General features: G+C 56.5%; 23 protein-coding genes and 3 pseudogenes. 17 read left to right on the plus strand and 9 right to left on the minus strand.

Annotated elements, in window-relative coordinates; genetic code table 11:
• Positions 1–249: 249 nt before the first annotated feature.
• The 10 genes from A3OI_RS0111190 to A3OI_RS0111235 all read left to right on the plus strand — a co-directional run bounded on the left by A3OI_RS0111190 (position 250) and on the right by A3OI_RS0111235 (position 9107).
• Entirely contained in the window at positions 250–888 is a 639-nt protein-coding gene (locus A3OI_RS0111190) for a DUF1523 family protein (protein ID WP_018404356.1), read from the plus strand.
• Positions 889–892: 4 nt separating this feature from the next.
• Positions 893–2092 carry a phosphoribosyltransferase domain-containing protein gene (locus A3OI_RS0111195; protein ID WP_018404357.1) on the plus strand — a complete coding sequence of 400 codons (1200 nt, stop codon included), beginning with the start codon at positions 893–895 and terminating at the stop codon, positions 2090–2092.
• 17 nt (positions 2093–2109) lie between these two features.
• The gene (locus tag A3OI_RS0111200) at positions 2110–2856 is read left to right on the plus strand and encodes an HAD family hydrolase (RefSeq protein WP_228702957.1); all 747 of its coding nucleotides are present in this window, start codon (positions 2110–2112) and stop codon (positions 2854–2856) included.
• Entirely contained in the window at positions 2853–3974 is a 1122-nt protein-coding gene (locus tag A3OI_RS0111205) for a cysteine protease StiP family protein (RefSeq protein ID WP_018404359.1), read from the plus strand. The genes A3OI_RS0111200 and A3OI_RS0111205 overlap by 4 nt, the downstream gene beginning before the upstream one ends.
• Positions 3975–3991: 17 nt before the next feature.
• A complete protein-coding gene (locus A3OI_RS0111210) occupies positions 3992–4915 on the plus strand; it encodes an HpcH/HpaI aldolase/citrate lyase family protein (protein ID WP_228702958.1) in 924 nt (307 codons plus the stop codon).
• Between the two features lie 96 nt (positions 4916–5011).
• Complete coding sequence (locus tag A3OI_RS0111215; protein ID WP_018404361.1) at positions 5012–5599, plus strand: TerD family protein; 588 nt, start codon at positions 5012–5014, stop codon at positions 5597–5599.
• Positions 5600–5612: 13 nt separating this feature from the next.
• Positions 5613–6062 (plus strand): tellurite resistance TerB family protein, encoded by a 450-nt coding sequence (locus A3OI_RS0111220; RefSeq protein ID WP_018404362.1) that lies wholly within the window; start codon positions 5613–5615, stop codon positions 6060–6062.
• Between the two features lie 59 nt (positions 6063–6121).
• A complete protein-coding gene (locus A3OI_RS0111225) occupies positions 6122–7108 on the plus strand; it encodes a calcium/sodium antiporter (RefSeq protein WP_018404363.1) in 987 nt (328 codons plus the stop codon).
• Positions 7109–7213: 105 nt separating this feature from the next.
• Complete coding sequence (locus A3OI_RS0111230; protein ID WP_018404364.1) at positions 7214–7792, plus strand: TerD family protein; 579 nt, start codon at positions 7214–7216, stop codon at positions 7790–7792.
• Positions 7793–7847: 55 nt separating this feature from the next.
• Complete coding sequence (locus tag A3OI_RS0111235; protein WP_018404365.1) at positions 7848–9107, plus strand: TerD family protein; 1260 nt, start codon at positions 7848–7850, stop codon at positions 9105–9107.
• A 37-nt stretch (positions 9108–9144) separates the two neighbouring features.
• Here the strand turns inward: A3OI_RS0111235 and A3OI_RS0111240 are convergent, their stop codons facing one another.
• From A3OI_RS0111240 to A3OI_RS0111265, 6 genes are all read right to left on the minus strand, one after another.
• Positions 9145–10164, minus strand: a complete 1020-nt coding sequence (locus A3OI_RS0111240) for an ATP-grasp domain-containing protein (RefSeq protein WP_018404366.1) — start codon at positions 10162–10164, stop codon at positions 9145–9147.
• 183 nt (positions 10165–10347) lie between these two features.
• Complete coding sequence (locus A3OI_RS0111245; RefSeq protein ID WP_018404367.1) at positions 10348–11379, minus strand: zinc-dependent alcohol dehydrogenase family protein; 1032 nt, start codon at positions 11377–11379, stop codon at positions 10348–10350.
• A 279-nt stretch (positions 11380–11658) separates the two neighbouring features.
• The gene (locus tag A3OI_RS0111250) at positions 11659–12675 is read right to left on the minus strand and encodes a glycine betaine ABC transporter substrate-binding protein (RefSeq protein ID WP_018404368.1); all 1017 of its coding nucleotides are present in this window, start codon (positions 12673–12675) and stop codon (positions 11659–11661) included.
• Between the two features lie 3 nt (positions 12676–12678).
• Positions 12679–13437 (minus strand): ABC transporter permease, encoded by a 759-nt coding sequence (locus tag A3OI_RS0111255; protein ID WP_018404369.1) that lies wholly within the window; start codon positions 13435–13437, stop codon positions 12679–12681.
• Complete coding sequence (locus tag A3OI_RS0111260; RefSeq protein ID WP_018404370.1) at positions 13430–14659, minus strand: ATP-binding cassette domain-containing protein; 1230 nt, start codon at positions 14657–14659, stop codon at positions 13430–13432. Before A3OI_RS0111260 ends, A3OI_RS0111255 begins: the two co-directional genes overlap by 8 nt.
• The gene (locus A3OI_RS0111265; protein ID WP_018404371.1) at positions 14646–15299 is read right to left on the minus strand and encodes an ABC transporter permease; all 654 of its coding nucleotides are present in this window, start codon (positions 15297–15299) and stop codon (positions 14646–14648) included. The genes A3OI_RS0111260 and A3OI_RS0111265 overlap by 14 nt, the downstream gene beginning before the upstream one ends.
• A 454-nt stretch (positions 15300–15753) precedes the next feature.
• Between A3OI_RS0111265 and tadA the strand changes: the two genes are divergently transcribed.
• The 3 genes from tadA to A3OI_RS0111285 all read left to right on the plus strand — a co-directional run bounded on the left by tadA (position 15754) and on the right by A3OI_RS0111285 (position 18664).
• A complete protein-coding gene (gene tadA, locus A3OI_RS0111275) occupies positions 15754–16263 on the plus strand; it encodes a tRNA adenosine(34) deaminase TadA (RefSeq protein WP_018404373.1) in 510 nt (169 codons plus the stop codon).
• A gap of 6 nt (positions 16264–16269) precedes the next feature.
• Positions 16270–17259, plus strand: coding sequence for a UDP-glucose 4-epimerase GalE (galE, locus tag A3OI_RS0111280; protein ID WP_018404374.1), 990 nt, complete (start codon positions 16270–16272; stop codon positions 17257–17259).
• Between the two features lie 61 nt (positions 17260–17320).
• On the plus strand, positions 17321–18664 hold the full coding sequence (locus tag A3OI_RS0111285; protein WP_018404375.1) for a UDP-glucose dehydrogenase family protein: 1344 nt from the start codon (positions 17321–17323) through the stop codon (positions 18662–18664).
• 157 nt (positions 18665–18821) lie between these two features.
• On the opposite strand, the gene fabR is transcribed toward A3OI_RS0111285, so the two are convergent.
• A complete protein-coding gene (fabR, locus tag A3OI_RS0111290) occupies positions 18822–19445 on the minus strand; it encodes an HTH-type transcriptional repressor FabR (protein WP_018404376.1) in 624 nt (207 codons plus the stop codon).
• A 276-nt stretch (positions 19446–19721) separates the two neighbouring features.
• Here fabR and aspS point away from each other — a divergent pair, with 276 nt between their 5' ends.
• From aspS to ruvA, 3 genes are read left to right on the plus strand one after another with little or no spacing between them, the layout of a single operon-like run.
• On the plus strand, positions 19722–21554 hold the full coding sequence (gene aspS, locus A3OI_RS0111295; RefSeq protein ID WP_018404377.1) for an aspartate--tRNA ligase: 1833 nt from the start codon (positions 19722–19724) through the stop codon (positions 21552–21554).
• A gap of 3 nt (positions 21555–21557) precedes the next feature.
• Positions 21558–22085 (plus strand): crossover junction endodeoxyribonuclease RuvC, encoded by a 528-nt coding sequence (ruvC, locus tag A3OI_RS0111300; RefSeq protein ID WP_018404378.1) that lies wholly within the window; start codon positions 21558–21560, stop codon positions 22083–22085.
• A 37-nt stretch (positions 22086–22122) separates the two neighbouring features.
• Positions 22123–22752, plus strand: a complete 630-nt coding sequence (ruvA, locus tag A3OI_RS0111305; protein ID WP_018404379.1) for a Holliday junction branch migration protein RuvA — start codon at positions 22123–22125, stop codon at positions 22750–22752.
• A gap of 67 nt (positions 22753–22819) precedes the next feature.
• Here the strand turns inward: ruvA and A3OI_RS21975 are convergent.
• Both A3OI_RS21975 and A3OI_RS23910 read right to left on the minus strand, forming a co-directional pair.
• Positions 22820–22915, minus strand: a pseudogene (locus A3OI_RS21975) (IS200/IS605 family transposase); the annotation flags it as partial.
• A gap of 190 nt (positions 22916–23105) precedes the next feature.
• A pseudogene (locus tag A3OI_RS23910) lies at positions 23106–24152 on the minus strand (ISNCY family transposase); the annotation flags it as partial.
• Between the two features lie 58 nt (positions 24153–24210).
• Here A3OI_RS23910 and A3OI_RS23915 point away from each other — a divergent pair.
• Positions 24211–25082 (plus strand): annotated as a pseudogene (locus tag A3OI_RS23915) (IS3 family transposase); the annotation flags it as partial.
• Positions 25083–25934 lie beyond the last annotated feature (852 nt).

Below are 25934 nucleotides of genomic sequence, written 5' to 3' on the forward strand. Positions count from 1 at the left end.
AACTCGTTTTATGGGTGGTTTAGGGACCTTAATATTACGAGTTTGCCTACTTTATTCAATGCCTTATGCGAAAACGTCAACAGCCCCTAGTAAACTTCTGCAAGACCGTGCAGCGCCGCTGTGACACACTCACTCAGACTGACGATGGGCAAACATTATCTGGTGCTGACACACGGTAGACAGGCGTGAGTCTGTTAGGCCGAAGCCCGAAAGATTGTCAGAGCGAAATAGAACTCCAGGGAACTGCATATGAAGAAACTCAAAATTATCCTGATCGGGTGTTGCCTGATCGTTATGGGCCTGGCCCTGCATTATGTGTTGCCGCAGGTTTCCGTTGTCGAGGTGGTCGGCGTTGAGGTCAAGCGCACCGATGTAGAGGTGGGAACCCGAGACGTTTACATGATTCAAACCCGCCTGATCGGCGGCGACAAAGTCCGCGTGTTCCGCAACGAAGACTCATGGCTTTATTTTAAGCTCAACTCCGCGAATCTTCAGACGCAAGCGGCTGTCTTTGCCCGCGAAGAGAAGGGCACGGCCGTTGCTATTCGCCATTACGGCTGGCGGCTCCCGCTTCTGTCGATGTTCCCGAATGCGACGTCAGTCTGGCCTGTAGAGCCCGGCTACCGTCATATCCCGATTTTCAACATAGTTATATTGGTGTTTCTTTTAGGCTTGGGGTTTATAGCGCGCCGCGCCTTTAAACGCGCGTCCGGTCAGCTTACAGAATTGCGTGCCCGGCATACGCCCGGGCGTGCGGACAATGTCCCCTCGTCTTCGCCCTCATCATCCTCAAAGTCATCCCCGGCAAGCGATGCCGGTCACGATGAATGGCTGCAGAGCGACCAGCAAACGTCGAGCCGGTCCGATAAGTCGGGGAGGGACGACTGAACGGATGCAACAAACACCGGTTATCACGCGACATCCTCTGAATACGGGGGTTCTTGAACTGCGGACCATCGCCGCGCCGAAAGACGGCGAATTATTCCGGATTGCGGAGCGGATCAACCCTAAACGCAGCTTTCTTTTTGTTTCCACTGTACTCGGGCGCCATATCCCCGTCAGACCGCGGGACCATTTTGATGCGGTTAATGCAATCGTCGACCAGATTCCCGATGCGCTGCTTGGTGGCCCCCTTTTGGTGATGGGTTACGCGGAGACGGCGGTTGGAATCGGAGCCGCCGCGGCTCGGCGCATCCGGGAGCGGCGGCCCGAAGCGGACCTGCTCTACCTGTCGACCACCCGCCACCCGGTTGCGAGTCGGGAATGGGTCAGCTTTTCGGAAGGGCACAGTCATGCCACCGCACATCATGTGATGGCGCCAACGTCGTGCGAGCTTTTAAGCGGGCCTGCAAGAACGCTTGTTCTTGTGGATGACGAGACGACCACCGGAAACACCTTTGCGGCTTTGTTCAAGGCGGTTCATGATGGCGGGGTAGACGTTAAACGTGTCCTGCTTCTGACCCTGACCGACTGGTCCAACGGACGAGCCTCCCAGGCAATCGCGGTGCTCTGCCCTGGCATCCCGGTGGACGCGTTCTCTTTAGTTCGAGGGGAATGGCGATGGGAGCAAGACGCTAAAGCAACGCTTCCGGCTGTCCCGATCTGGGCCGGGGAAGCGACACTTCCGGCCTGGGTTCCGAACCCGTATCCCGTGCCGAATCCGCTGTTTCATGCGCCGCGGCTCGGGCTTCAGATGGAGCCGATTGTCGAACCGATGAGGCCCTTGATTCCGACCGCTCTGCCAACGGTGGCCGCAGGCGACTCCGTTCTTGTGATCGGGACCGGCGAGCACGTTTGGGGGCCAATGCTGCTGGCTGAACGCCTTGAGCAGGAAGGGGCGGATGTAACGTTCGTTGCAACCACCCGTTCGCCAATCCTCAACGGAGAGGTTATCCGGCACAAAGTGACGTTTCCAGACCATTACCGGATAGGCGTACCGATGTATCTTCACAATGTCCCCGAACGCCCCTGCGCTCGAGTCATCATAATGACCGAAACAGGCGATGACGGAATCTGCCCAACGCTCCGGGCCTATCTCGGGCGCGGGCACATCATTAACGGAGCCGGCCAAGTGACGGAGTTCGAGACGTAATGGGCCAATGTATCTACTTGACGGATCTTGACGACACTCTTTTTCGATCATTTCACAAACATCCGCGGGGCGAGGCCCTTACGCGGGTAACCACCGCGACCAATGGCCACCACGGCCACATGAACCCGGCGCAGCAGGCCCTGCTCTCGGCGCTGAGGGCAACCGGGGCGGTGATTCCGGTGACCGCCCGTAGCACCGACGCCTTTTCCCGGGTCCATCTCGATTTTGGCACCCGGCGCGCTATTCTGGCCAATGGGGCGGTGATTTTGAACGGCGAGGGCATTGCAGAACCGGATTGGCTCGCGCACACGGCGCACATTGGGCGCAGCGCAGAAGCCTTGCTGCTCGACATGTCTGCGCTTATTGACGCCGAGCTTGGGTCAGCGGCCCGCAGTTGGATCGTCGAAGAGTACGGTGCGCCGGTCTATTTCTGTGTGAAGATGAACGCGTCCGGGGCGGAAGACGTTCGGAGCGGCATCACCGCCGCAGCGGAGCTCCTCGCAAGCCGGTTCGATCTGTCCGGTCTGCAGCAACACGCAAACGGCAATAATCTCTCGTTCACGCCAACAGGCATCTCAAAGCGGGAAGCCTGTCGGCATCTGATAGGCAGCATCAGAGACGGCAGCGGGGCGCCGCTGATTGGCATCGGAGATAGCCTGACGGACCTTCCGTTCATGGGTCTTTGCGATTTCATCATGACCCCGTCCGGGTCGCAGATTGCAGACCTCATGGCGCGAATGTCCGATGAGGACCTAACACCTTGAACCGCCCACTGACTGATACCGAAAAACGCCCTTTTTCAGGCAGCTATCTGTCGACAGACGTTGAATTTCTGCTGAAGCCGGTCGCGCTTGAACCCACCCCGGTGGAGGAGAAAGAACGCCGGATTCAGGCCGGCGTGACCCATTACTCGGAAATGATCTCCGAGGAGCGGCGCCCGGATGCCCGTTACCTGTCGCTGTTCGAGGAGTCTTGCCGGCTTGGAGTGCCGCGGCTCGCCCGAGACATCCGTTCCCTGGCGGGGCAAATCCTTGATCTGGTCCAGCAGGACCGGTTGAACCCGGAAATTACCTTGTGCAGCCTTGTTCGGGCCGGAGTGCCTTATGGTGTGCTGCTTAAGCGCGATCTGGCCCGATTGGGCGCCGACGTCACCCATTTCGGGATCTCGATCATCCGTGATCGGGGCCTTGACGAGGCGGCCATGGGGGAAGTCCTTGCGCGGCGCCCTGTTGACGGGGTGATATTCGTTGACGGGTGGACCGGCAAAGGGGCAATTACGGCGGAGCTGACAGAGTCCTGGCGTGCTCTCACTGACCGGGAGCCAATGCTTGCTGTGATCGCCGACCCTTGCGGCCGTGCAAACCTCTGCGGATCCCGCGAGGACTGGCTGATCCCCTCCGGCATTCTTGGCGGTAACGTGTCCGGTCTTATCTCTCGCTCTATCCTCCGGTCCGACCTGATAGGGCCCGGGGACTATCACGGCTGCATCCTGCTGGATCACCTTGCTGACATTGACCTGTCGCGCTCGTTTGTCGATCGGGTGGATGCGGCGTTGTCGACGCTGGAAGCCCGGGTTGAGTTGGACCCAGAGGCGGATTCGTTCGCGGCTGCCCGGTTCCGCACAGAGGCGGACCGCACCGTTGCGGCGGTTGCCAGGCGGTTCGGAGTGCAGAACCGCAACCGCATCAAGCCAGGCATTGCGGAGGCCACAAGGGCGGTTCTGCGGCGCCGGCCAGAATGCGTATTGGTTCGATCGCTCAGCGAAGACCCAGACCTTGCAGCGCTCATTCATCTTTGCCGTCAGGACGGGGTCAATCTGATTGAGGCGCCTGACCTCACCGGGCCTTACCGGGCGATTACGCTCATCAGGGAAACTAAATGACTGACTTTGGGTCTCACATGTTTGCGGCTTATAGGCTGGGGGCTACCCTCTACATGCCCGCCATACATCCGAAGGTGCCAGACATAGTGTCAGGAATGGTGCCGTCGCCAGCCTCATCGATTGTCCTTTGCCTGGAAGACGCTCTGCGTGAGGAGGACATTGAAAAAGGCATCCGAACCCTGACGGAACTGCTAAAGACTCGTCTTGGTAACATTGACAGCCGGCCACAGGTTTTCATCCGGCCCCGATCTTATGATATGGCGTGCCGGCTTCGGGCAATTGACGGCATTACCCAGATTGACGGTTTTGTTCTGCCAAAAGCGAGGCCTGAAACCGCTCCGGACTGGATTTCGCTGCTGTCAGGAACCACCCTGAAACTCATGCCAACGCTTGAGACGCCGGAATTTTTCGATCCGGCCCGGCTGATTCAGTTTCGGGATCTATTGCTGAGCGCCGGACCGGACCGGATCGCCGCGGTCCGGATTGGTGGAAACGATCTTCTGGGTTCGATGGCGCTGCGCCGGGTGCGTGGCATGACGGCCTACGAGGGGCCGCTTGGCTGGTTTTTATCGATGGCGGCGTCGATCCTGATCCCGGCCGGGATTCCCGTTTCCGCCCCGGTCTTTGACATCATTGAAGACACGGAGACGTTGCGCCGTGAGGTGGAACGCGATGTGCAAATGGGATTCGTTTCAAAAACCGCCATCCACCCGGCTCAGGTTCCGATCATTGAAGGCGCGCTTTCCGTATCGGAAGAGGACCTCCGTGCAGCCAGAGCAATCCTTGATCGGGACGCGAGTGCCGTGTTCCAGATTGGTGGCGTTATGTGCGAGCCTGCAACCCATGCCGCTTGGGCACGCCGCACACTGGCGCGCGCGGACCGGTTCGGGTGTCACTCTTTTGGACAGGCTAGTTATAAGCGAGAGACCGGTACCGGTTGAAAGGGTAAATTAGGATTAATTAAGGAATGGAAAAAGCATTGCACAACAGATGCAGAAAATTGTACTGTTTTTCAAAGCCATAAAAGGAATTAAAAAATGAGTATTTCTTTATCGAAAGGCCAGGCAATAAGCCTGTCAAAAGACAATCCCGGGCTGTCCCGTGTGTTCATGGGGCTGGGTTGGGATCCGGTGAAAAGCGGCGGCGGCTTCCTGTCGAAGCTGTTTGGTGGAGGCGCCTCGGCCATTGATCTGGACGCGAGCGTACTCGTCTTTGACAGCGCGAAGAACGAAATTGACAGAGTCTGTTTCACCAAACTCAAATCATCAAATGGCGCTATCACCCATGACGGCGACAATCTGACCGGTGAAGGCGACGGAGATGACGAAGTGATTCGGGTCGATCTGTCCCGCCTGGACGCAAAGGCTGCGCACTTGGTTTTCACCGTTAACAGCTTTCGCGGTCAGACCTTCAATGAAGTCGATAACGCAGTCGCGCGGCTGGTAGACGACACCAACCAGCGTGAAATTTGCTCATACACGCTGCGCGAGCAAGGCGCGCACACCGGCGTTGTTATGGCGTCTTTGTCAAAAGGCAGCGACGGGTGGAGCATGACGGCCCACGGCGTTCAGGCCACCGGTCGCACTGTAGACGATCTGGTTGGCGTTTCGAAATCTGTCATTTAGCAGGAGCTTAACTATGTTGAACTGGTTGAAAGACAAAAGTAATGAAGCCCGCACCCGCCTGACGGCGGAAGTGTCGAAGTTCCGCAATCGCACCTTTATGGAGGCCGTTGTTGCCTCCTGTGCCCTGGTGGCGGCGGCGGATGGAACCGTATCCTCTGACGAGAAACAGAAGATGGCGGGGTACATGCGGAACTCGGACGAACTCAAGCATTTTGAGATGCCCGATGTGATTGCCTACTTCGAGAAGGTGATCGCGAATTTTGATTTCGATTCGGCGATCGGCAAGGCCGAGGCGCTCAAAGTGATCGGCCGCCTTCGTGATAACGAAGAGCAAGGCAGGGTTATGGTTCGTGTTGCCTGCGCGATCGGTGCGTCAGACGGAACCTTTGATGATGATGAAAAGGCTGTCGTGCGCGAGATTTGTGTAGAGCTTGGGCTGAAACCCGCCGATTTCGATCTTTAATCAGCAATTCAACGAGGGCGCTCATGCCGCCCTCATTTTTTTGACAAACGGAATCATAAATGGACGGATTAACCACCTATCAGCTCGCGGTCATTGCGCTGGGTGCTATTTTTTTCGGGGTATGGCTTCTTGTTAAAGGTGGCGATCTCACGATCGATTCAGCGGTTCGTATTGCTGAAAGGTCTGGCCTTTCGAAGATGTTCATTGCGGCGACCATTGTTGCTTTTGGTACCTCGGCGCCGGAGCTGTTCACATCGGTGAACGCAAACATCAGCGGCTTTGCAGGCATCTCGGTTGGCAACGTGATCGGGTCCAACATCGCGAACGTGTTGATGGTAATTGGTATCTCGGCAATGATCGCCCCAATCGTGTTTGACCGTAAAAAAGCTCAGGTCGACACCCTGGTGATGATTTTCGCCACAGCCGCTATGGCAGCAGCGGTCTGGGCCGGGATTCTTCCTCGCTGGGCAGGTCTGGCAATGGTTTTCGTCATTGTTGCTTATATAACCTACCAGTACAAAGCCAGTAAGATTGAGGTCGATGAAGACGACGAAGATAAAGACTCGGTTCCCGGAAATCCTTTTGTTCTGGTCACGATTGGCATTGTAACCCTCGTGATCGGGTCGGAAGTGCTGGTTCAAGGGGCGGTGGCCGGCGGGTTTGCGCTGGGCGTCCCCGAAGCGGTAATTGGGATGACCGTGATTGCATTCGGCACCTCCCTGCCTGAGCTGACCGCCTGCGTAGTGGCGGCTCGTAAGGGGCAGTCGGATATGATCATCGGCGGAATTGTTGGATCGAATATTTTCAACATCCTGTCGGTGATGGCGATTACGGCAGTGGTGAAACCGCTGGTGATCGATCCGCGGTTCGGCCAGTTTGACCTGCTGATCGTTCTTGCCGTAACGTTTGTGTTCGCGCTCTTCCTGCTGTTTGTTGGTCGAATTGGCCGCATTGCTGGCGGGATCATGGCGGTTTCTTATCTTCTGTTCACTTTCGCTCAGTACAGCGGAGTGGCTGACGCATTCGTTGGGGTCGCGGCCCCTTGATGTATAACTGTTTATAACGATGTACAAAGAGTTTGGTAGCAACCTGTAATCTTGACCTGTCTGATTCGGGCGGGTTATAACTTACATTTCGCAAAGGAAAACGACATGGCAATTTCTCTTAGTAAAGGTGGCAACGTTTCGCTTTCTAAAGAGGCTCCGGGTCTCTCTTCCATCCTGGTTGGTCTTGGCTGGGACCCACGCGTCACTGACGGCACAGACTTCGACCTGGACGCGTCAGTGTTTATCTGCGGTGAAAACGGCAAGGTGCGTTCCGACGAGGATTTCATTTTCTACAGAAATCTGGTTGGGCTTGGCGGCGCTGTTGAGCACCTCGGCGACAACCGCACCGGCGAAGGTGAAGGTGACGACGAGCAAGTCAAGATCGACCTGTCAAAAATCCCGGCGGACGTGAAAAAGCTGGTTTTCGTAGTGACGATTCACGAAGCCGAAAAGAAAAGTCAGAACTTTGGCCAGGTTGACAATGCGTTTATGCGCATTCTCAATCAGGACGGCGGCGCCGTTCTCGCTCAGTACGACCTCTCCGAAGACTACTCAACCGAGACCGCTATGATCTTTGGAGAGATCTATCGGCATAACGAAGAGTGGAAAATGAAGGCAATTGGCGCCGGTTTCGCGGGCGGTCTAGGACCGCTGGCCACGGCACACGGCGTGAACGTCGGCTAGTTCGGGAGCGGGCCGCCATTTTGGTGGCCCGCACCGGTTTATTAAGGAGTTCCTGATGACTGTCCTGGGCCCTGGCGCAAACGCGCCCGTTTCCTCGAATGACCTAACCGTTCTGATCCGCCATGGCACAATACCGGGTGCGGATATCGATGTGTCCGCTTTTCTGGTCACTGCGTCGGGCAAAGTTCGGTCAGATGCGGATATGTGTTTCTACGGGCAGCCGTCGGTTGCCGGGGGCGCTGTTGCACTGTCTGGCTCTGAAAACGGCGAGGCCCGGTTTGCTGTGGGACTTGGCCGAGTTCCAGCCGGGGTAGAAAAGGTGGTGTTCACTGCCACGATTCACGAGAATCGGGCCTCTTTCTCCCGAGTCCCGGAGATTACACTGGATGCGGGCGGAGTACGGGGTGCCATTCCCTGCGCCGGTATGACAGAGACGGCGCTTATTTTGGCCGAACTTTATCAGCGCAACGGGGCCTGGAAATTCAGGGTCGTTGGGCAAGGTTTCAATGGGGGGCTCGCCGCGTTGGCGAAACACCTTGGCGTTGAGATTGCCGAACCGGCGCCGCCTGCTCCTACACCGCCGCCGGCGCCTGCTCCCACACCCGCGCCTGCTCCGACTCCAAGTCCGACTCCAAGTCCGGCGCCTGCTCCGACTTCAAGTCCAACCCCGACCCCGACTCCCGTGCCCCCGCCGTCAACAAGCTCGGTCAACCTCTCGAAAGTCAGTCTGACCAAGCAGAACAACACGGTTTCTTTGAAGAAAGAGGGTGGCCGCTTCGGGAAAATGCAGATCAACCTGAACTGGAATCAAAACCAGACCCAGAAAAAGACCGGCTTTTTCTCGAGGGGCTCAGTCGCGATCGACCTTGACCTGGGCGCGTTCGTAGAGACGCGAGACGGGAAGAGGCATGTGGTTCAGGCGCTGGGTAATGGTTTTGGTGACTTTCAGCAGGCGCCCTTTGTGCGATTGCTCGGGGATGATCGTACCGGCTCCACTTCAGACGGAGAGTGGCTTGAGATCAACGGGGACCGCTGGGCCGACATCAAACGCGTTCTTGTTTACGCATTCATTTACGAAGGCGTCCCGAATTGGAAGGAAACGGACGGCATTGTCCGAGTGTTGGTTCCGGGGCAGCCGGAAGTCGAAATCCGGATGAACGAGTTCGAACAGGACGGCAGCATGTGCGCTGTGGTCGGAATAGACAATCACGACGGTCAGGTGCGCGTCTCCCGGCAGGTCACTTTCCACAGTGGCCATAAGGCTCTGGATAAACAGTACGACTGGGGATTCCGCTGGACCGCCGGCCGTAAATAATCGGGCGTTCTCTTAAACTCCCCAGAACAGCTCGCGCCTAAACCCCCCAGAACAGTTCGCGCCGCCCCGCCTGTACCTCTCCGGTGACCCGTGCCGGCAGATCCGATCTTACTCCGGCGATGGAGTCAAGCAAGAGTGCAGGCAGGTTAACGTCTGTTAGCCCGGTCATTCCGATCCCACCCGAGGCGCGAGTGTTCACTTCCATCAGCCTTTGCGTTCCGGCCGTATCCTCAATTGTCTGTAGGTTCAGTATGCCTGTCAGTCTGAATGTCTGCGTGACGAATCGGGCTAGCTCCTCACCGTAGGTGTCATGAAGGAGCCGCTGCGAAGTCCCCGCTTTGATCCGGGTCACCGTCCCGAGCAGGCGCCCTTCATGGCAAGAGAAATCGACGCTCCGTTCCGGGCCTGCCAGAAACGGCATCAGCATCATTGGCTCTGGCCGGTGCAGTGCTCCGAGCAATGCCCGGAAGGCGACGTCCGGCAGTTCCAGCGCCGATAGGCCGGAAAGTGGGGTCATGGCAGGCAGTTCGTCTCGAATTATCCGAAAGCCGGCCCCGTAAATGCCGGACGCGGGCTTTACGCACAGCTGGCCCGGGTGATCTGGGAAGAGTTCGCCTTCCCCGCGCAGACGTTCGTACTCTTCTGCCCCCTCGAAGCGCCTGAACGGAGTGACCGGAACGCCAGCCGTCTCCATTCGGGCAAGGAATGCCGGCTTCTCCTCGAGAAACCCCATCGTGTTCGAGTCTGAGGCGGTCAGTAGCCGGATCCCGCGCGCGCTGAACCAGTCCCGAAACCCGCCCAGCTCCTCACGTCGCCGATAAGGCAGAACCAACTCCGCCCTCTCTGTAAGCGCTACCTGCAGCAGCCAGTCGGCATAGGCGTCCGGGCTCATCAGCCGGGTCTCGGCCGGCTCGGGCAATAGCCGGTCCGCCGCCAGGGCGACCGGGGTGTCGCGCCGCTCATGGGTCGCGATAACGTGAAGGTCTGGCCGGGCGCGACGCATCAGGTCGATCAGGTCCGCAGCGCCGGAGATGTTGTGATTGAAGAGGATTCGCAAGAGGGGTTCCTAGCGGTTGATGACTGCCCAATACTGACCCAGGATTCCCATCCGGTAATCGCCCGAATTACGGACGAGCGTTATACTCAGTGTTCAACATCACCGTCACGCCGGCTCTTCCGGCATAACGGTGAAAGAAGGGCACAGAGTAGTCCAGTTTCGTCTTTAGCTAGATGTTCAACCTCATTCGGCGGTAAGCAGCATCTTGATAGCTTGCTCCTTCGCCGCGTTGCTGAAGATGTCGTAAGCTTTTTCAATCTCGTTGAGTTTGAAGCGGTGCGTAACCAGATCTGCAGGCGTAACGCCGCCGCTTTCAACGAACTTCATCAATACTGGAATGGTATTGGTGCTTACCAGTCCGGTGCGCACAGTGATGTTCTTGATCCACAAGTCCTGCAGCTTGAATTCGACGCTCTTGCCATGCACGCCTATATTGGCAATAAAGCCGCCTGGGCGAATAATATCCTGGCAGATATCAAAGGTTTCGGGGTAGCCTACTGCCTCCATAGCTACGTCGACGCCTTCACCGTTGGTCAACTCTTTGATGGCTTCAACCGGATTCTTGGCGATGGTGTCAGTGGCTCCGAGCATCTTGGCCATGGCCAGACGATTTTCGTCCGGATCAATCATGATGATCCGCGCTGGAGAGTAGAAGCGTGAGGTCATCAGTGCTGCCAGTCCTATAGGGCCAGCCCCGACAATGGCCACAGTGTCACCGAGCTTGACCTCGCCGTTCAGGGCTCCAATTTCATGTCCGGTGGGCAGGATATCACTGAGCATAAGGGCTGCAGCGGGGTCCATGCCTTTGGGCAACATATGCAAGCTGTTATCTGCATGGGGGATACGCACATAATCCGCTTGGGTGCCGTCAATAAGATGACCAAGAATCCAGCCACCGTCGCGGCAATGGGCATAAATGCCGCGTTTGCAGTAGTCGCAACGACCGCAAGAGGTGACAGCGGAGATCAATACCTCGTCTCCAACCTTGATGTTGCTTACGCCGCTACCAATTTCTTCCACCACGCCAAGGCCTTCGTGACCCAGAATGCGGCCCACTGTTACCGCCGGTACATCGCCTTTCAGGATGTGCAGGTCGGTGCCGCAAATGGTGGTATGAGTGATGCGGACTACCGCATCCGTGGGTTTTTCGATCGCCGGCTGCGGCTTATCTTCCCAGCTGCGCTTACCAGGCCCATGAAATACCAATGCTTTCATAACACGTTCTCCTTTGAAGGTGCAAAGCTGCGAATGCCAAATATCACCATTTCAACGTTTCACATATTGCACGCGAACGTCTTGATTCACATCAAGAGCAAGGCCGGTGGACAACGGCATTGTGTGCCGTTGAAACCATCGACATCATCCGTTAGCCGTCCGCTTGAATGGCAGAATCTAGGTTATCATAGACACTGAAGATAACTTTCCAGCAGGCTAGATCTTGCAGCAACACAAGCGGTTCTGGATGGTCAAAGGGCAGTTAAATGTACATCGAATTCACTTCACAGGCGCAGTGATCAGACCTTCTGCCTGCATCCAGTCGAAGGCCACAAAGGCAGGCTCCTCGCCATCAACATCAACTCGGGAGTTGAGTGTCTGCTGCTGCGAATTTGTCAGCTTCGAGGAAATCTGGGCAAAGATCTGTTGCAGTTGCGGGTATTTTTTTAGGGTTTCGCTGCGCACCACCGGGGCCACGTTGTAAGCGGGGAAGAAAGCTCTGTCATCCTCCAGAACCACCAGATCAAGCGCCACGATACGACCGTCTGTGGAGTACACCTCACCAAAGTTACACGCACCGCGAGCGGTAGCCGCGTAGATGGTGCCGGTGTCAAGAATTTTGACATTGGACCGGTTCACGCCGTCTGCGCTACCCAGCGTCAGGTTGTATTCTTCCAGCATGGGTTTGAAACCATCCTGCCGCGAATTAAATTCTGACTCCACGCAGAACGAGCGCTCGCTCAGAGGAAGGTCTTTGATTTCTGATAGTTTGGTGATGCCATTAAGTTCAGGCACCGCGCTGGCTCTTACGGCAAAGGCGTAAGTGTTGTTAAGTTTCGCGGGCTCCAGCCAGGTTATGCCATTTTTCAGGTCGGCGTCGCGAACCGCCTCGTACTGCGGGCGCTCACCGGGTATGCCTGCTTCGTTGCCGAGATAGGCCAGCCAGCCTGTTCCGGTATAATCCCAGACAAAATCGACATCGCCGTTGAGCATCAGCTCGCGCACAGCCACGCTGCCCGGTACATTCGACATATCGGTAACCTGAAAACCGGCCACTTTTGCTGCAAGTACAGCCATTTTGCCGAGGATTAGCGCTTCGGTGTAGTTCTTGGAAGTAATGGTAATAGCTGCGCTGGCGGGCAAACCATCAATAGCCTGGATTGAACCGGGTGCGGCGGCGGGCACGAAGGAGCCTGCCGGCTCCAGGCCGCATCCGGCAAGCGACAGCGCTGCCGCGAGCCCGGCACCGGTAAAGGTGCTAAGGCGTATGGCGTGAGTGTGATGGCGAACGGTCATAACTTAAAGTCCTTTTGGGCGTGCATAGTGTTCAAAAACACGGCCAAGCCAGTCGATGAACAGGGCAAGTAGTGCGACGAGCAGGGCACCTGACACCAGTACGCTGGGTAGGAACAGGTTCACACCGGTGGTAATCAGAAGCCCCAGGCCGCCGGCACCAATGAATGTTGCAAGTGTTGCCGAGCCCACCACCAACACAAGGGCGGTGCGGATACCGGACAGCATCACCGGCACTGCGAGTGGCAATTCAACGCGCAGCAACACCGAAGTCGCACTCATGCCCATGCCCCGGCCCGCTTCAACCAGCTGGGCATCCACGCTCTGAATGCCGATCATGGTGTTTCTCAGCACGGGCAGTGCGGCGTAGGCAACCAGGGCGACCACAGCCGTCCAGAATGTGAATCCGAGCCAAAACGCAAGCAGCACCACCAATCCGATGATCGGCGCCGCCTGGCCAAAATTGGCGATGGCCAGAATGGTGCCGCTGGCGCGCACGAACGGTCGCCGCGTCAGCAGAATTCCCAGCGGGATAGTGATCGTCAGAACAATAATGATCGACACAAACGTCAGCGCCAGGTGCTCGCCGGTATAGGCCAGTAAAGCGGAAGAATTAAGAGTGGCCCGTTCCGTTGAAGACAGATTCGCCGTTGCCACCCAAATTGCGAAAGCGGCCAGAGCCAACAGGATTGCAGCGAGTTGGATAATCAGGCTGCGCCCGGTTGTGCCGCTTGCGGCCACCTCGCGGCGCGGAGTATCAATCATTTGGCACCTCTGAGACTTCCGGAGAGCCAGTATTGGTGCCAACCGGCGACTCGTCATCGGCGGTTTGCACGTCAGCGCGCAGTTGGTTGATGGACTTCATGACAATATCGAACGTGATCATCCCAACCAGAGCTTTGCTGCGATTGGTAACCAAGGCGGCGCCGAGCCTGGAGGCCAGCATGGCGTCGAGTGCATCGTTTAGCGTGGACCCCTCTGCCACCAGCGGTAGATCGGGGTTTTTCGATTTATCGATGGTGTCGAGGCGCGACAGTTGGCGCCGCGACAGCCAGCTTATAGGGCGTCCCCGGCCGTCAGTGATAACGACATAATCGTGATTGGTCTGCTGCACGCGCGCCAGCACATCCGCGCCTTTTTCACCGGGCGAAGCGGTAACTGGGTCGGCAAGCTGAACGTCTCGCACCCGGGCCAGCGTCAGTTGTTTGAGCCCCGCACCCGCGCCGATGAAATCTGCAACAAAATCATTTGCCGGCTGCGCCAGAATCCGTTCCGGGCTGTCATATTGTACGATCTGCCCGTCTTCGCCAAAGATCACAATCAAGTCACCCAATTTTACTGCTTCATCGAAGTCGTGAGTGACAAAAACGATCGTCTTCTGCACCTCTTCCTGAATCCGGATTAGCTCGTCCTGCAAGCGCTGTCGTGTGATCGGGTCGACGGCTCCGAACGGCTCATCCATTAGCAGCACCGGGGGTTCTGCTGCCAGCGCGCGGGCAACGCCAACTCGCTGCTGCTGGCCGCCAGACAGCTCTTTCGGGTAACGATCGCGGTAGAGCGCAGGGTCGAGCGACACCAGATCCAGCAGTTCATCGATCCGCTTGGAAATCGCGTCTTTCGACCAGCCCAGCATCTTAGGGACAATCGCGATGTTCGCGGCCACTGTCATATGCGGAAACAGGCCGCCGGCCTGGATCACGTAACCCATTCGACGTCTGAGTTTGTCGCCGTCCAGATCAGTGACGTCTTCGTCCCCCAGCATAATGCGACCTGACGTTGGCTCAATAAGCCGATTGATCATCTTTAGTGTCGTTGTTTTGCCACACCCGGAGGGACCAACCAGCATCACGATCTTGCCGGCGGGTATCTCCAGCATAAGGCCGTCAACGGCGGGTTTCAATTGCCCCGGGTAGTGCTTGGTTACCTTGTCGAGCAGGATGGTACGTGAGGCCTGATCGTTGCTCTGTGTAGTGTTAGTTGCTGACACGAATACCTCGCGAGATAGTCAGGCGGCCGATGCCGACAAGAAAAAGATCCAAAATGAAAGCCAATAGGATAACGCCGACCACACCGACCACAACGGCCTCGAGTGAATTTGCCCCACCCAGCCGTGACAGCCCGGAGAAGATAAAACTCCCAAGCCCGGGGCCCAGAACGTATGCGGTCACGGCAGCAATACCCATCGTCATCTGAGCCGATATTCTCACGCCGGTGAGGATCACCGGCCACGCCAGCGGAAGTTCGATGGTTAGCATCGTGCGGATACGGCCGATACCAATGCCACGTGCCGATTCGACAATGGCTTTGTCGACACCGCTGAGCCCGACGACCGCATTACGCAGAATCGGGAGTACGGCAAAAAAGGTGACAACCACCATTGACGGTGTCACGCCAAACCCGAGCGGGGCAATAAGAAGGCCTATCAACGCAAAAGAGGGAATGGTTAGCCCCACCGCAGACAGTCCGTTTGCCACCGCGCTCAGTTTCTGGCTGTTATAGACGAGGAAGGCGAGAATCAATGACAGTGCGACTGCTAACGTCAGGGATTGCACCACGAGTGATAAATGTTGCCACGAGGCGAACCAGATTTGGTCCGACCGGTCGATCACGAAACTCAAGAGCGCCAACTGATTTCTCCTTGAAGGGCTGGGCGCTAACATTAGCAGGATCTGTGCCAATAAAAAGCATTACCTGGTAAAAAGTCCAGGCAGATTTGTCAGGAAGTCATTGAAAAGAGTCGGTGTGAGTAGAGCTAAGAGGAGCTTTCTGGTATTTTTACTATCATCGAACAACCCGCTGACTCGCTGTTGGCGCCGGCTAATGGTTAATGTGTGTCCGCGAATTCATAATCATGCCGATCCTGATCATCGTAATAATATATTATTGTCTTTCTGAAGAATTATTAGCGCTAAGGAAAATGCATGCAAGACCTGTGGCAGCGTATGGACATTTCCTGGTCACGGCGCAAGCCGCCCTGGTCTTTGGGCTGTAATGGCTCTTAGAATCCCCTTCGTTCACGGAGGGGAAAAGTCAACGTGAGTACTTCCCGGCAGCGCCATAATCGTTAGGAATCGCCTGTAAATGAAAGAACCACTGACACCGCCGCCCGCGCACGACGAACACTGGATGAACCGAGCTCTGGCGCTGGCGGCACAGGCTGCCGTTCTGGGCGAGGTGCCGGTGGGAGCGGTAGTGGTGATTGACGGCCAGGAAGTGGGCGCGGGGTTTAACAAGCCAATCAGCAGCTGTGACCCTACCGCCCACGCTGAAATCTGCGCCTTGCGCCAGGCCGCGGCCTACCTGAACAATTACCGGTTAAGCGGCGCCACGCTTTACGTTACACTGGAGCCTTGCACCATGTGCGTGGGCGCGATTGTCCACAGTCGCATCAGCAGAGTGGTCTACGGCGCTACCGAACCCAAAGCCGGCGCGGTGGAATCGGCCCGGCGTACCTTTGACGAGCCTCACCTTAACTGGCGGGTTGAAACCCGTGGCGGTTTGTTGGCAGAGCCATGCAGCCGTATTATCAGTGATTTTTTCAGCCGCCGGCGCGAACTCAGGCGCCAGCAGCGCACGGCCTCAACGGAGTAAATTGACATGAAAGTTCTCGTTACCGGCGGTGCCGGCTACATTGGCAGCCACGTAGTGCGCCAACTGGCTGCTGCAGGCCACGACATTGTGGTGTTCGACAATCTTTCCACCGGCTACCGCTGGGCTGTTACCGCCGGCGAGCTGGTGGTGGGCGATCTGGCAGACCCAGAGGCCATTGATACCGTATTCAGCCAGCATCGGTTTGAAGCTGTGTTGCACTTTGCGGCCAATATTGTGGTGCCGGAATCGGTCGGCAATCCCCTGAAGTACTACGCCAACAACACACGCAACACCCTGAATTTATTGCAGGCGGTTGAACGCCATAAAACGCCTTATATGGTGTTTTCGTCCACCGCTGCAGTCTACGGCACGCCAGAGCAGACCGTGCTCACCGAAGACCTGCCGCTAGTACCCATCAATCCGTACGGCGCCTCTAAAATGATGAGCGAGCGGATGATGATGGACCTGGCCGCGGCATCGTCATTGAACTACGTGATTTTGCGTTACTTCAACGTTGCCGGCGCCAACCCCGAAGGCCTTCTGGGCCAGGCCACGCCGGAAGCCACCCACCTGATCAAAGTCGCCTGCGAATGTGCTACCGGCCAGCGCGAAGGTATGAGCGTATTCGGCACCGACTACGACACCCGCGATGGTACCTGCGTGCGCGATTATATTCATGTGGAAGACTTGGCCAAGGCCCACGTGATGGCGCTGGATTACATGGCCCGTGGTGGTCAGTCACAGGTGATGAACTGCGGCTACGGCCGCGGATTTACCGTTGATGAAGTCATCAGCGTGGTCAAACGCCTCTCCGGAGTAGACTTCCCGGTTCAGCGCAGTGGCCGCCGTGCGGGCGACCCCGCGGCGCTGATGGCGGATAACCAGCTGATCAAACACACCCTTGGCTGGCAGCCGGATCACGACAATCTGGACATCATTGTGGGCACCGCGCTGGCGTGGGAAGGCATCTGGCAAACGCGCAAGCGCGAGCAATAGAACCGGGCTCGTAAAAATTCACAGTTACCCTTAATTTGCTTAGAACGGCAGGAAACGATTCATGAATATAACGATTTTTGGCACCGGTTACGTAGGATTGGTAACGGGCGCGTGCCTGGCGGATGTCGGCCATAACGTGCTGTGCATGGATGTGGATCAGGCCAAGATAGCAAAGCTGGAAAACGGTCAGATTCCCCTCTTCGAGCCCGGTCTGGAAAATATTGTGCGGCATACGGTAGAAGCCGGGCGCCTGTCCTTTACCACCGACGCTGAAAAAGCAGTAAGACACAGCAGCTTGCAGTTTATTGCCGTGGGTACGCCCCCAGACGAAGATGGCTCCGCCGATCTGCAATACGTTACCGCGGTCGCCCGCTCCATCGGCCAGTACATGGACGATTACACCGTAGTGGTTGATAAGTCTACGGTGCCCGTCGGTACCGCCGATAAGGTAAAAGCCGCAGTGCGTGCCCAGCTAGACAGTCGCGGCCTGGAGCTGGAATTCGATGTGGTGTCGAATCCGGAATTCCTCAAAGAAGGCGCGGGCATTAACGATTTCATGAAGCCGGACCGCATTATCATCGGCTGCGACAGCGATCGGGCCGCGAACCTGCTGCAGGAAGTGTATTACCCGTTTAACCGCAATCACGATCGCATGGTGTACATGGACATCCGCTCCGCCGAGCTGACCAAATACGCCGCCAACGCGTTGCTGGCCACCAAAATCAGCTTCATGAACGAAATTGCCAACCTGGCAGAGCGCCTGGGCGCCGACATCGAAGCCGTGCGCCGCGGTATTGGTTCAGACCCCCGTATTGGCTATCACTTTATCTATCCCGGCTGTGGTTACGGTGGTTCCTGCTTCCCCAAAGACGTGCAGGCCCTGGCCCGCACCGCTGAAAGCATTGGTTACGAGGCCAAGCTTCTGAACGCAGTGGAATCCGTCAACTACGCCCAGAAGCACGTGCTGTTCGACAAAATCAGCCACTATTTCCGCGGCGATCTGAAGGGCAAGGTTGTGGGCCTGTGGGGCCTGGCGTTCAAACCCAACACCGATGACATGCGCGAAGCCTCGGCACGCACCCTGATGGAAGACCTGTGGAAAGCCGGCGCAACCGTGCAGGCGTTTGACCCTGAAGCCATGGAAGAAACCCAGCGCATCTATGGCGACGAAGCGCGCCTGACCCTGTGCGGCACCAAAGAGCAGGCCATTAAAGGCGCCGACGTGCTGGCGATCTGTACCGAATGGAAAGAATTCCGTTCACCAGATTTCAAGGCCATTGCCGAAACCATCAAGCATCCAGTTGTATTTGACGGCCGTAACCTCTACGAACCGGAAATGCTGGAACGCCACGGCCTGGTGTATTACGCCATCGGCCGCGGCCGCAACCAGTTCCACAGCGAATAACAGGAAGCAACATGGCAAGCAAGCGCCAGTGGCCTACGATGACGCAGGGCTTGCCCGCGTACGTGAACAGCTGACACCAGTGGTAGCTAAGCTGCAAAGCTAAAGTTGTAGAGAGTAAGAGTAGTAGGATAGGTTGGCAGGCTGGCCAGAGGCCGCTTTAGCCTTTGGCGCCCATTTCCTGGGCACCCAACAACACCATTCGCAGCTCAATCTTCAGTTTAACTTTCAGCTGTTCCTGAATCTCCGCACTGGCATCCAACGCTTCCGCTCCCTGGCTAAAGACCAGCGCCACCATAGCTTCGGCCACCAACTTGGGCTCCGCCAGAGGGCGGCCTTCTGCGGCGGCAAAGCGGCGCAAGTCCACCGCCAGTTCCGTCGCCACATGATCAATCTCGGCTTTAATCGCCGTCCGAAAATGCTCCGACAGCCCGGTGCGTTCCCGTAGCATCAAGCGGAACAGGTTGGCGTTGCCCTGCAAATATTCCATAAAGGTATCAATAGAGGTCGCGATAGCGCTGCCATCATCGCCGTTGCGAACAATGCGCCGGCGGGCCTGACGCATCAGCTGGCGCAACGCCATGCCGCCTTCGTCCACCAGAGTCATGCCCAGTTCGTCCAGATCTGTGAAATGGCGATAGAACGACGTAGGTGCAAGCCCGGCCTGGCGCGTTACTTCACGCAGACTAAGGCTGCCAAAACTGCGGTCGGCGCTTAACTGGGCCAAGGCAGCATCCATCAAGGCGCGGCGGGTACGGCTTTTCTGCTCAGCGCGGGACGACAAAATAGTGACTCCAAAAACGGCTTAGAACGCATATTCTAGTCAGCTAACAAGGCTGCGTCACTTAGCGTTAAGGCCGTTATGATGACGGGCCTCAAACTGGCCTGATTTTCACAACCATTCTGTTTATAATATGGCGCCATTACAGTATTGTTCGCGAAAATTAGCGGGTCAGAATCAACTTAACGGCGCTCGCTCGCTTTCCCGACGTTAAAACGCAAACGCCGTGAAAATAGTTTAGCATTCAAGCATCAGACACCACATATAACGGGAACCGGTATGCGCAGTCATTATTGCGGTGAGATCAACGAATCTCACATCGATCAGGAAGTTACACTCTGCGGTTGGGTACATCGCCGCCGTGACCACGGTGGGGTTATCTTCCTGGATCTGCGCGATCGGGACGGACTCTCACAGGTAGTGGTAGACCCAGACGTTCCCGAAAGCTTTGCCCTGGCGGAAAAAGTCCGCAGCGAATACGTGGTGAAAATTACCGGCCGTGTGCGTCGTCGTCCCGCCGGCACCGAAAACAGCAACATGGCCACCGGCCAGGTTGAACTGCTGGGCAAAGAAGTGATTATTCTTAACGCCGCCGCCACGCCGCCGTTCCCGCTGGACCAACACGTTGATGTGGGCGAAGACGTACGCCTGCGCTACCGCTTTATAGACCTGCGCCGCCCGGAAATGCTGAATCGCCTGCGCTTTCGCTCGCAGGTCACCCGCTTTATCCGCAATTATTTAGACAGCAACGGCTTTATGGATGTGGAAACCCCCATCCTGACCCGTGCGACCCCGGAAGGCGCCCGTGACTATCTGGTGCCCAGCCGCACCCACGAAGGTTCCTTCTTCGCGCTGCCGCAGTCGCCGCAGCTGTTCAAACAGATGCTGATGGTGTCCGGTGTCGACCGTTACTACCAGATTGCCAAATGCTTCCGCGATGAAGACCTGCGTGCCGATCGCCAGCCGGAATTCACACAGATAGACGTCGAAGCATCGTTTGTGAATGAAGAAGACCTGATGAATCTGAACGAGGGCATGATTCGCGCCCTGTTCAAAGATGTCATGCAGGTAGAACTACCAGACTTCCCGCGTATGCCGTATTCCGAAGCTATGGATCGCTATGGCAGCGACAAGCCGGATCTTCGTATTCCGCTGGAACTGCAAAGCGTAGACGACCTGGTCGCCAAGGTAGACTTCAAAGTGTTCGCCGGCCCTGCCAACGATGACAAAGGCCGTGTTGCTGCATTGCGTGTGCCCAACGGTGGCTCGCTCAGCCGCAAGCAGATTGACGAATACACCAAGTACGTTGGCATTTACGGTGCCCGCGGCCTGGCGTACATCAAAATCAACGAGCTGGCCAAAGGCGCTGAAGGGCTGCAGTCGCCCATCGTCAAGTTCCTGGGCGCGGATGTTGCGCTGTCAATTATTGAACGTGTTGGCGGCCAGGACGGCGACATCGTGTTCTTTGGTGCCGATAAAACCAATGTGGTGAATGAAGCCCTGGGTGCGCTGCGCATCAAAGTCGGCCACGATCTGAATCTGCTGACCTGTCAATGGGCGCCGCTGTGGGTAGTGGATTTTCCGATGTTCGAAGAGTTGCCTGATGGCGGCCTGACCGCAATTCACCATCCGTTCACCGCGCCTTCGTGTTCGCCGGAAGAGCTGGCGGCCAACCCGGCCACCGCGCTGTCCCGCGCTTACGACATGGTTCTGAACGGCACCGAATTAGGCGGCGGTTCCATCCGTATTCACCACCAGCAGATGCAGCAGGAAGTGTTCCGCATTCTGGGTATTACCGAAGAAGAGTCCCGCGCCAAATTTGGCTTCCTGCTGGACGCACTGAAGTTTGGTTGCCCGCCCCACGGTGGCCTGGCCTTTGGCCTGGACCGTCTGGTGATGCTGATGACCGGCTCCAGTTCCATTCGCGACGTGATTGCGTTCCCGAAAACCCAGAGCGCCACCTGCCTGATGACCCAGGCGCCAGGCGCGGTCGACGAAAAGCAACTGCGCGAGCTGCACATTCGCCTGCGTAAATCGGCTAAGGCTGTCGAAGGCAATATTGCGGGTACTGATCGTATCGTCGACAACAGCAACGTCGACGGTAACGCCTGATCCGTGCCCATAATCCTCGGCGTTGATCCCGGCTCGCGCATTACCGGCTACGGTATTATCCGCGTCGAGGGCAGGCGCACTGAATACATCGACAGCGGCTGCATCCGCGTGGGTGAAAAACCCATGGCGGAGCGGCTGCGAGTGATTTTTCAAAGCGTGGTCACGCTGATTGCGGAATTTCGCCCCGAGGAATTTGCCATAGAGCAGGTGTTTATGGCCCGCAACCCGGATTCTGCCCTGAAGCTGGGGCAGGCCCGCGGTGCGGCTATCGTAGCCGCAGCCACTAGCGGCCTGGACGTGCACGAATACTCGGCGCGTCAGGTAAAGCAGGCGGTGGTGGGTTCCGGCGGCGCCGAAAAAGCTCAGGTGCAGCATATGGTGCAGGTGCTTTTAAGCCTCTCGCGCAAGCCTCAGGAGGATGCCGCCGACGCCCTCGGCATAGCGCTTTGCCACGCCCACATGAACCAGAGCCTGCTGCGTGTAGCCGGGCAGGGCGGTAAGGCCCGCAGCGGGCGAATGCGGCAGCAATAACCGATATCCAACCGGCACCCGTGCCAGGAGCCTTGATGTGATTGGTCGTATCCGCGGACTTTTGCTGGAAAAAAAACCGGCCCAGGCGATCGTTGAATGCCAGGGGCTGGGTTATGAGATTGATATCCCCCTTTCTACCTTCCTTAACCTGCCCGATCCGGGGCAGGAACTCACGCTGCACACTCATTTTGTGGTTCGCGAAGACGCCCAAAGCCTGTTTGGTTTTTCCTTCAGGCTGGATCGCGACCTGTTTCGCCTGCTGATAAAAGTGAATGGTGTGGGTCCCAAACTGGCCGTGGCCATTCTGTCCGGGTTGAACGCCGACCAGTTCATTCGCAGCGTGCAGGCACGAGACACCAGCGCCCTGGTAAAACTGCCCGGTGTGGGCAAAAAAACCGCCGAACGCCTGCTGATCGAGATGACAGACAGGATAGGTCAGCTGGAAGGGCAATTTGAACTGACGGCAGCGTCCGCTTCTGGTGTAACGCTGCCCGCTAACGGCATGCCGGCGGCGAACGACCCCCGCGAAGAAGCCGAAGCGGCCCTGATAGCGCTGGGTTACAAGCCCCAGGAAGCCGCCAAGGCCATCAGCCGTATTGCCGAAGACGGCATGACCAACGAACAGCTCATTCGCAGGGCGCTGCGCAACATGATACCCACGGTATGACCAGAATGCGCGACAAGCCCCGTACTTCGAGTGCGGGGAAGGATAGCGCTGGGAGGCGAAGCCTCTCTTAATGTGGTCGTGTTTGCTGTTCGATGTATTGCCGAACGACTGAAATGGGAGCGCCGCCGACGCTGCCGGCGTAGTAACTAGTGCCTATCCATAAATGGGTGTTTTTTGAAAAAACACCCTGTTTTAATCTTTCCGTTCCAGTTCAAGCTGCTCCGGACTTCGTAGCGGCCCTTGACTGACCTGAATCGTTACTTCATGGTCTTTTATCGTGAATTTTCGCCGCAGGTTTCCACTGCACTGCCCATAGGCTTACAGATATTTATCAGCCGACACCACCGTTGATCTTAGCCAGAGTCTAGCCTCGCCAAACGCACCAGATTGTAGCTCAGAACCGATGACCAGACATAAGCCCTGAAACCATCGAGCCCTTTCCAGTTGACCTTCGATGCACCAAATGCCCTTTTGAGTTCTGAGATATTCCCTTCGACCCCCGCCCTGAAATGGCGTAATCGAACAAATGTTTTCGATTTAACGCCCATGGCATGAAGTGATAAACCAATCGGCTTATGAAAAACCACGCGTTTAACACCCAGCCCCCTTCCTTTTTTCACATTCTCCTGGCTGGCATAGCCACCGTCTGCCACCACCGAGTGCGGTAGGCGGTGCAGCTTCGAGCGATGAAAATCCAGCGCCGGCATGAATAAGCTGGAGTCCGCCGGGTTCCCTTTTTCAATGGAGAGGTAGGTGATGAATCCGCTTCTCTCACTGCTCATATTAATCTTGTGGCCCTATTGCACGTCGCGAAAACCCTTGACGATAATGTCGGTATGCGATTCAAATAAACTTACGATTTTTTCTGATGAATGGACGCTCCCTTTTTGAACGACACGACGCTCTGTTTGGTTGATAACGTTCATTGTTAAATCTCTGTACTGCTCTACCTGACGTACCCACAACCTCTTCTTATCGGATGCACGGACACCCACTTCTACGGCCTCCAGCCCCCGATCAACTTGTTTCAGCACCATTCTGACCAGCTTCAACAACTTTGGGTAAAGCACTTCTTTTCCAGCGTTTTTCGCATTAAATATCTGAAATGCCAACGACTTTGAGGGTTTTCGTTGGTCCGTAAAGCGAATTTTTTCCCCGGTGGTTTTTTTGCTTTTCATCAACAGGCGGCTGAGCACTCGAACACCATCATTGAGGAGTTGGCTGTCACTGGGTGGCGCAATATTACTGGCGACAACCGTGCTATCGATGCGCAATTTTTCCATCGATAAAATGCCTTCTTCAAGCCAGTTGACAGAGAGAAACTCATGCACTTTTTCTAACGTTTCTGGCCTGATACTCCGTATTGTTGACTGTAGCCCGGACCGACTGGGCATGAAGTGGTTTAATGGATGTGACCAGCCCAGTTAAGGAATAATACCCTGAACCTGGAGAACGTATATGACCACAAGAAAGCTGTACTCAAAGGAATTTAAGCTGGACGCCATCAGCCTTGTGCTGGAGCAGGGGTATTCAAGAGCCCACGCGGCGCGCAGTCTGGAAATCAATCCAAACATGCTGGGACGTTGGATCAAAGAGCATGAGTCGGTCGATGGGCAGGCGTTCAGAGGGAACGGCAAACTGACCGCTGAACAGTTAGAAATTCGTCAGTTGCGAGAAGAAAATCGCCGCCTGAAAATGGAGAAAGACATCTTAAAAAAAGCGACGGTCTTCTTTGCCAAGGAAACGCATTAAAGTATGCGTTCATCACCCGGCATAAGAAGACCTGGCCAGTCGACGTCATGAGTCGGCTCTTGGGTGTCAGTCGCAATGCCTATTACCGGTATTGCCAGCGTCAACGCGAACGGCTGCCGGATGCGGAGCACGAGGCGATGATTGAGGCTGTGAAGGAGGTCGCTAAAAGTAGCGACAAGAGCTATGGCTCCAGGCGGATGAAGCACGCCCTGAACGCTCTGGGCTATCCAGTAGGTCGACAAAAGGCGCGGTCTCTAATGCGTGAAGCAGGCGTTAAAGCCCGGTACCGGAAGAAGTTTAAGGTAACCACCAACAGCGACCATAAACAGCCGGTGTTCGACAACGTACTGGCACGAGATTTTAGCGCTGCTGAGCCTGATCAAGCATACGTCGGTGACATCACTTACATCTGGACCCGAGAGGGCTGGCTGTATCTGGCGGTGTTCATCGATTTGTTCAGTCGACGGGTAGTAGGTTGGAGCATGGGGTCGCGGATGACCACCAGGCTAGTAACAGACGCCTTGAACATGGCCCTCTGGCAGCGGCAACCAAAACCCGGTTTAGTCGTCCATTCGGATTATGCCGAGGAAAACGTTAAGCCGAGAAACCGTGGCCCTGCCCACTGTTCCTTGAGAACTGGGGCTATTTCTTCGGCCTAATGTTTGAGGCCAGTTCTGGCGTTATCTTCGTCGTATCCACAGATGAACGAAGGGAATTGCTATGGACACGATGGTCAGCAATATTGGTGAGCGGGTTGTTGTCGCGTTGGAAGCGGCCGGCTACGCGGAGTCGACGATGGGTCAGTACTGTAAGTCACTTCGGTATCTGGCGCTGTTGGCACAGAAACAGGCCGGAGTGTATTCGCCTGGTTTGGGCGCTGAATTCGCGTCGATGACGACGCGTCCGCGGACGGGTATGTTCAGTGCGCAGCGTCGTTCTGATTATGGTCGGTTGGTGGGACTTTTCGACGGCTACCTGCTGACCGGGCGGGTGGACCTCTCGACGAAAAAGCGCGGTGGGGGTGGGGATGGTCCGCAGTCCGAGGATTTCACCGCGTTATTGGCCTCGTGGTCGAAGGAGATGGAGCAACGTGGCCTGGCGGTGGCCACGCGGAGTGCCTATGGTCATGCGGCCTGCGACTACCTTCTCTATTTGGAGGGCACCGGGCTGACGTCGTTGGCCATGGCTGACGGTGCCAGTGTCCTTAGATTTCTCGAATCGTTGCGGGGACGGTGGGCTGAAACTGCGATGTGGACTGTGGTCACGAATTTCCGTCCGTTCCTGNATTTCACGCGACGTGGTGACCTGCTGAATGCCCTGAAAATGGCTAACGTCAAGCGTCACCACGGAATCGTACCTCTCCTGGGAAATGACGAAGAATTGGCCGTTGTCCACGCCTGCACTCATGGCGAGGTTTCTGCACGGGACGC

The organism is Marinobacter gelidimuriae (assembly GCF_000372805.1).
GTDB classification, from domain to species: domain Bacteria; phylum Pseudomonadota; class Gammaproteobacteria; order Pseudomonadales; family Oleiphilaceae; genus Marinobacter; species Marinobacter gelidimuriae.